The organism is Bacillus sp. NTK071, from assembly GCF_017303315.1.
In the GTDB taxonomy this organism is placed as follows: Bacteria; Bacillota; Bacilli; order Bacillales; family Guptibacillaceae; genus Guptibacillus.
Genome location: NZ_JAFKOI010000015.1, coordinates 94,277 through 100,834 on the forward strand (window position 1 = coordinate 94,277; position 6,558 = coordinate 100,834).

Sequence of the window (6,558 nt, forward strand, 5' to 3'; positions counted from 1 at the left end):
ATAGAAAAGGTGACCTACGTAGGTCACCTTTTCTATGTTGAATTAGGAGTGTTGTTCTTCAATATTGAGGAGTCTCTTTTCAATTGGATCATAGTCTTCTTGGTGGTTCGTAAAGACTGCGAGATTGTAGAGCTTTTGCAAAAGATAGTCACGATCAAGATCATAAATAAATTGTTTTGGGATGTGGTCCATTGAGTTTTTTGCAAAGTCCCACACGATGTCTAGCTTGTCTTTACTAATTGATTGCGCGACCATACTAAGCGCAATAATAATCTCCGTAATGATGGGGTAGTTATCTCCTGCATAGTGTCTTAAGTAACCAAAACCTCTATATAGGTAGTAGCCAAAGTCCTCTGCGTCCATAATGACTCGAACTTGTTTGTTTTGGTCGGCAAGATAGGGAGTAAATGTGATGTCTCGTTCAACTTCGAGAAGGAGATCAGCCATCTGATGTATAACGGTGATTGTGGTCTGTGGATCATCGTTGCCAAGCGATTTTACACCGATTTCTGATAGTTTGGTCATTCCCATTTTGATATCTTGAATTTCGGTTTCTTTGTATCCTACTTCGATAAAAGCCTCGTATTTATCGGGAATTACACGTTCTGCACCTGGACCCCAGAAAGAAAAGAAGCGATTATCTTTAAGTACATAATCTCCAACTTTATTATGGAGTCTGATGATGATTTGATCTTTTTCAGCTTCATCAATCATGGATTTAAAATCAATAAGTTGAATATAACCAGATGCATTTGCTGTGATTAGCGTCTCAGTATTTTGTTCCTTTTCCATAAGGTCGTTTGGCTCTTCACAACGAAACTGTTCAAGATCATTGCGTAGTGTTTTTCTGACGATCGAGACCGATTCCTCTTTCATATGTGTTGTGATATTATGCACCTGCATCCAGCTTGTCGCATGGTTCATAAAAAAAATGAATGTAATGACCGTTACAAAAGCAAGAAATACGGTCATCCCAGGAATGGCTACGAAATATTCATTTTCTTTACTAGTAATAAATAAGAAAATGACGAGAACATACACAAAGCTAAAATGAAAAATGCCAATAAAGTGCTGGGTTGTTCTGTCTGCTACGAAATTCATTAGCATTCGAGGTGAGAACTGACCACTAAACGTTGTGAGAACAACGAGTAAGGAGTTAAGTGTAAAGGCGCTGAGAGTTAAGATACCGCCAATTAGAGCGCTAATTAACAGGCGAGTTGGTTGTGCCGTTGTGCGGAACATTTCAGGAACATATCTTGAAAGTTCTAACACAGTATCCAAATATAGTGTGATGCCCACGAAAATAAAAGAAGCGATGATATAAAGACCTGGCATATACCAAAGTGTAGACTGTAATTCATGTTTACGAATGCGTTTTGGCATTTCAAAGTATTTTCGTAGCTGCCAGGGTAGAAATTTTTTTAACACAGCAGGAGCTCCCTTCTGATTCTCTCTCTCTTTAACACTTTAGAATTACCCTTGTCATTTTGAGTTAAACCGTGAAGAAAAAAATTTTAGAATTTATTTGTATTGTTTTATCTGAAATGGAGTATCATGTCCCTGCTATTTGCTTTTTACGCTCGTTTTGATTGAAATAACTGATTGTGACAAATACTTAAAGAGAATGAAGAAATAAATAGTAAGTAGATGTAGGTGATGATAATGATGGATCAGAAAACTATGTTATGGATGTTGGCTGCAGTTGGAATCTGTTTACTCCTATTTAATCTAAGGAAACGTCCATTTAAGGATCGGCTGATCGTCTTTCTCATAACAAGTTATTATTCGTCCATACTGGGTATCATGGTTGTAGAAGAAGGGATGCTGTCTTATCCTGTTAACTTATTTAATAATCATTTCAGATCTAGCCTGACGTATGAATATATCCTGTTTCCATTACTTGGTATTTATTATTATCAAACGACTTCTTATTCAACCTGGAAAGGAATAGTAGGGTGGTCAGCTCTTTATTCAATGGGAATCACGGTTATTGAACTAGCCCTCGAGAAGTATACGGGATTTATTAAATATGAGTCATGGACGTGGACATATACGTTTATAAGCACGTTTATCTTCTTTATTATTGTTCGTTATCTAATGAAATTTATTACATTCGAAGATCACCAGGAACCATGAGCGTCATGTATGTTTTCCACCTATTCAATAAATACTATCTTCAGATATTCAATAAGGAGGTAGTAGCTTTGAAGAGAACATTTATGATTGGCTTTTGCTTGTTCATATTCTTACTTGTGCCCGTTTCTTTTGCCTCTGCACAGATCCCGTCCTACGCAAAATGGGGAAAGACAGCGATAGAAGAAACCACCAAAAAGTATCCTGAACAAAAGGTAACAGACTATCGTTATGATGGAAAAGTTTTCATTTCCGATGTGCGTGAGCAGTATGACTTTGAATTCACCCTTAAAAAAGAAAATGGTCAATTAAGAGAAATTAGAGTCTATGTTCTTGTGAATCCTAAAGCTGATCAGGTAATTGATGTTAAATATGATGAGATTGAGGAATTTCAATAATTGAGATTGAAAAGAAGGTCAGCAAGTGTGCTGACCTTCTTTTCTATGTGGGAGAGGAAAGAAGGATTTTAACGTGTTAAATCGAACCTATAGTATCTATAGAGAGAAGCGAGACCTATTTAGCAGGAGGGAGAGGAGAACCACGATGATCATTAAACGGAAACGAGATGCGGAAGCTTTTCTTTCAGATTTTCAACGCATCGCAGATTACGACAAAGCGGGAAACAAACATTACATTGTATTTGAGGATTTTGTGAGGAATGGACAATGCACTATTATGAAATATGATGATAAGTCTTTTTCGATACACGGTAAGGGTGAAAGCTATTGCGATGAGAATGAACAGTTTTTATCAACGGATGAACTAGTTTCTTTTTTATGGAAACACCGAAAAGCCGTCAACCACTTACTTAAAAATGTACAGAAAGAGAGCGTATCTTAGGGCGCTATAATCGAGAAATTCAAAGAACAGCGGAGTTCATTATGAGCTTCAGCTGTATTTTTTAGGCTATTTTCTAAAAAATTGTTGCTTTTCAAGGATTTTTTCTATAGAGAACCCCATATCATAGCTGATTAGAGCGGAAGGATGCTCGACTCCTGCTGGCTCACCACCCGCCCCGCGGAAAGCGAGCATCCTGTAGCGGAAATCAACCACTACCTTTATAGCAACAGTGTTTACGAAAAGAGCCATTTTTGTATTATGAAAGAGGTAATAGTGAGCAAAAAACAAGCGTGATGCCTGAAGTGATGTTCCATTTCATGTAGACTAGTAGAGGTAACGATACTCATCAATGATTTGAGGGACGCTTGTGATAGGTGTATTTGTAGACATTATTGTACCTGTTTTTATCCTGATAGGTATTGGAGTAGTGCTTCACCGTGTGTTTCATTTTGATTTATACACACTTGCAAAGGTAAACATTTATTTTGTAGTACCGGGATTTATTTTTCTTAAGCTTTACGAAACAGCCTTCTCCCTATCGCTATTTCTATCAGTGCTATCATTTTTCTTGATTCTTATTATTGTTCTTTATCTTATTTCTGCAGGAATTAGTCACGTGTTTGGCTATAGCAAGAGTGTACGGGCCACTTTTACTAACAGCATTTTATTCTATAACTCTGGGAATTATGGTGTACCTGTTAATGATCTCGTTTTTAAACATGATCCATATGCGATGTCAATTCAGGTAATCATTCTTACGTTTCAAAATATATTAACGTTCTCATGGGGGATCTTTGCGCTTAAGACAGTGGAGGGAAACAAATTGAGCGCGGTGCTTGGCTATTTCAAAATGCCTGTGCTTTACGCCATGGTTATAGGAATTGGCTTAAATCTACTGAACGTTGAAGTTCCAGAATTCGTCCTCATTCCAGCTAATTACATTGCAGATGCCATGGTGGCGCTAGCTCTTGTTACGCTTGGGGCTCAAGTGGCTCAGCTTCGCTTTAAGAAGAATCTTTCTGTTGTTTATGTTAGTTTAATTCTGAGATTGGTTATGGGACCTGCCATTGCACTTGCTATTATTTACATCCTTAGTCTTGATGGTGTTATTGCTCAAGCATTACTCATATCTTCCGCTATGCCAACAGCTGTGAATAGTGCGATTATTGCGCAGGAGTATGAAAATGAGCCAGAACTAGCTGCGCAAATTGTACTTGCTTCTACTGTGTTTAGTATGGTAACAGTAACGGTTGTGATATCTGTTAGCAGACTATTGTTTTAACGGGAAGTGGGAGAGCTTAATTCTACAGGAATTTGAATTGGTAACTGCATCCATTGATCTTCTGATGAAAAAAGTGTAAAGTATGATCATAAGCAACACCCATTTCCTGCAACGCACGTTTACAACGGTTGTCTCAAACCGATGCTAGTTTTCCGGGAACTCTACATCCAACTGCTGATAGCAAGCCGGCCTTCTGAGCGGGACGTTAAAGGTAGTTGTGCGGGTACCCACCTGCTTTTACGCGGGCTTTGAGACACTTATAGTGACGACGGAGCGGGTATGGGTTATATTTGCTTATTGGATTGTTTATAGAGCTTAATGGAGTTATATACATAGAAGGTGAACGTGAGAAAAGCATGTGGGCTTTTAAAAGCCCGCATGCTTTTTTTTGCATTTTCATTAAGATTCGACATCAATCGAGTTAAAGCGGGTGGTGACAGGCACCCGCGCTTTTTACGTGAAGTACTCGAGCTTGGCGTCTGGGAAGAACTTGTCGATGTAGCCACCTAGGGTGTCTTTCATATCCTGCTGCTGGTCTTTTTGGTAGACGTATTTCCCAATGCCGTATTTTCCCCATTTGTACATACGATCTTCTTCTTCCATTTCAAGTTTGGACATGGGGTAGTTCTTTTGGATAACGCGCTTCGCAGGTTTGGTGAAGCGGTGTTGAATGAGCTCAAAGGTTAGATCCTTCGTTGCGCTTTTCGGAAGTTTGTCTTCAAGCTTCTCAAATAATTCAAGGTACCCCTGTTTCCAGTCTTCATATAAATATATAGGTGCAACAATAAAACCAAGCGGATAGCCTGCAGCGGCAACTTTAGCTGCAGCTTCAATTCGTTCATCAAGCCTTGAGGTACCAGGTTCAAGGAACTTAATGACGTAATCGGCGTTCATACTAAATCTGAACCTTGTTCTTCCCTGATGATCTGCATCAAGAAGGTGGTCGACATGGGCAAACTTTGTTACAAAGCGTAGTCTACCAAGATCGGTCTTACCGAAATACTCAATAGCACGTTTGAGGGTATGCGTTAAGTGATCAATTCCAACGATGTCTGATGTACAGGATGCCTCAAATCTTGTTGGTTCAGGTGCTCGTTCTTGCATATACTTCTCTGCTGCATCAAAGATGTCTTCTGTGTTTACATACGTGCGTATGTATGGCTTACTTCCCATTGTTGTTTGCAAATAACAATAGTGGCAGTGTCCCATACAACCTGTTGCGAAGGGAATTGCATATTCAGCAGATGGTTTTGATGTATCAAATTTAAGTGTTTTACGAACGCCAACGACGAGTGTCGATTTGGCGACACGGTACTGCTGAAAATGGTTGTCGCCAGGAAGGTTGCGAACCTGGTTATGAGAAGTTGTTTCTCGAATCTCGATTCCCATTTTAGTGAATTTCTCATGTAGCTCTTTACCTAAGGGATACTCTAACGCGCGGGGCTCCATATAAACAAGCTGCGGAACAAATGGTTTAACCAATTGAAACCCCCCTATTCAGCAGAGCCGAAGTATGTGGCGTATGCCTGCTCAGCCTCTGCTTCTGATTGGTAAATCGCAATATCTGAGTCAAGTGGATAGTACGTTTCATACAGAAATAGAGCCAGTTGCCCTGGCTGGTCCGGATCATTAACGACAGCTGCTTCTTGAATATTGGCCACATTGTATGTGTGTGGATTTCGATACATGACGTACACAACATCCCCAGCTTGATAACCTTGTGGCTGTTGTAGAGAATCATAAATATCCATGCCTTATCACTCCTTTATTCGCTTCTTCCTCATTGTTCCACAATAGACAGAATTCCTTGCTGGTAATTTACGCCTGTTTTCATCATATCGAGCGAAATGCTGCATATGATGTTCTGTTGACTCAAAATTAAGGAGGTGCGTGAAGGCGTGCTAAAATATCTCATGAAACTCTTGCCTTCACAGAGCTATTGCGACAGAACTTTTTCACGTTTCAAGGTTTATAGGAAAATGAGAGGCGGCGTCTGGTATAAGGTGTCAGACCGTGTGATGCCAAAACGGAGTCTATGGGTGAGGAAGATTGTAAACCCTGAAGCCTATTATGTGTGGAAACGAGAGGTTCACTAAAGGAATAATCAAAAGCACAGGAGCATGTCTGCTTCTGTGCTTCGTTATGACATTGTTCGACATAAAGCGGGTGGTGACAGTGGTTGACCCCCTTATAATGGACACATAAGGTATCATAAAGATACGAGACAAGTGAGTCTAAGGGGGAAAAAGGTAATGGCGAGAAAACCACATTCTACATTTGAATTAAGAAAAAGAGCTGTTGAT

General features: G+C 39.6%; 7 protein-coding genes and 1 other RNA gene. 5 read left to right on the forward strand and 3 right to left on the reverse strand.

Annotation, left to right across the window (positions count from 1 at the left end):
• Positions 1 to 42: 42 nt before the first annotated feature.
• The gene (locus tag JI666_RS17705) at positions 43 to 1,428 is read right to left on the reverse strand and encodes a DUF2254 domain-containing protein (RefSeq protein ID WP_206894301.1); all 1,386 of its coding nucleotides are present in this window, start codon (positions 1,426 to 1,428) and stop codon (positions 43 to 45) included.
• A 234-nt stretch (positions 1,429 to 1,662) separates the two neighbouring features.
• Here JI666_RS17705 and JI666_RS17710 point away from each other — a divergent pair, with 234 nt between their 5' ends.
• From JI666_RS17710 to ssrS, 5 genes are all read left to right on the forward strand, one after another.
• Positions 1,663 to 2,136, forward strand: a complete 474-nt coding sequence (locus JI666_RS17710) for a CBO0543 family protein (protein ID WP_206894303.1) — start codon at positions 1,663 to 1,665, stop codon at positions 2,134 to 2,136.
• 68 nt (positions 2,137 to 2,204) lie between these two features.
• Positions 2,205 to 2,531 (forward strand): DUF3889 domain-containing protein, encoded by a 327-nt coding sequence (locus tag JI666_RS17715; protein WP_206894306.1) that lies wholly within the window; start codon positions 2,205 to 2,207, stop codon positions 2,529 to 2,531.
• Positions 2,532 to 2,676: 145 nt separating this feature from the next.
• Entirely contained in the window at positions 2,677 to 2,973 is a 297-nt protein-coding gene (locus tag JI666_RS17720; RefSeq protein WP_206894307.1) for a hypothetical protein, read from the forward strand.
• A gap of 367 nt (positions 2,974 to 3,340) precedes the next feature.
• Entirely contained in the window at positions 3,341 to 4,255 is a 915-nt protein-coding gene (locus JI666_RS17725; protein WP_206894308.1) for an AEC family transporter, read from the forward strand.
• A 100-nt stretch (positions 4,256 to 4,355) separates the two neighbouring features.
• Positions 4,356 to 4,539, forward strand: a non-coding RNA gene (gene ssrS, locus JI666_RS17730) — 6S RNA.
• 169 nt (positions 4,540 to 4,708) lie between these two features.
• On the opposite strand, the gene splB is transcribed toward ssrS, so the two are convergent.
• Positions 4,709 to 5,737, reverse strand: coding sequence for a spore photoproduct lyase (splB, locus tag JI666_RS17735; protein WP_206894309.1), 1,029 nt, complete (start codon positions 5,735 to 5,737; stop codon positions 4,709 to 4,711).
• 11 nt (positions 5,738 to 5,748) lie between these two features.
• On the reverse strand, positions 5,749 to 6,006 hold the full coding sequence (locus JI666_RS17740; RefSeq protein ID WP_206894310.1) for a transcriptional regulator SplA domain-containing protein: 258 nt from the start codon (positions 6,004 to 6,006) through the stop codon (positions 5,749 to 5,751).
• Positions 6,007 to 6,558 lie beyond the last annotated feature (552 nt).

Excerpts from the sequence above, each read along its gene's own strand:
- JI666_RS17740 (WP_206894310.1), bottom strand. The coding sequence starts at position 6,006 with ATGGATATTTATGATTCTCTACAACAGCCACAAGGTTATCAAGCTGGG.
- JI666_RS17720 (WP_206894307.1), top strand. The coding sequence starts at position 2,677 with ATGATCATTAAACGGAAACGAGATGCGGAAGCTTTTCTTTCAGATTTT.
- JI666_RS17710 (WP_206894303.1), top strand. The coding sequence starts at position 1,663 with ATGATGGATCAGAAAACTATGTTATGGATGTTGGCTGCAGTTGGAATC.